The 267-nt window shown below is 64.8% G+C and carries 1 protein-coding gene; it reads left to right on the plus strand.

The features are described from left to right. Positions 1-267: enoyl-CoA hydratase/isomerase family protein (locus KJQ96_RS39190; protein WP_213291241.1), on the plus strand; the 267-nt coding region annotated here is incomplete at both ends.

The following is a 267-nucleotide window of genomic DNA, read 5'->3' on the forward strand; positions in this document are numbered from 1 at the left end:
CGATTTCCTCTCACCCCTTGAGGATTCGACGAGCATTCCGCCCGGACCGACTGGCCTGCAAGCACTCCCTGACATGCTGGTACGGCTTAGCCGAGCGCCGGTCGTCTCGATCGCCTCGATCCGTGGGCGAGCGACAGGGGTCGGCAGTGAGCTTGCGCTGGCGAGCGACATGCGTTTTGCCAGCCGCGAAAAGGCCATCTTGTCGCAATGGGAAGTCGGCGCCGGCCTAGTCCCCGGTGGCGGACCGATGGCTCGATTGCCTCGTCT

Origin of the sequence: Bradyrhizobium sp. sGM-13 (assembly GCF_018398875.1) — a bacterium.
Taxonomy (GTDB): Bacteria; Pseudomonadota; Alphaproteobacteria; order Rhizobiales; family Xanthobacteraceae; genus Bradyrhizobium.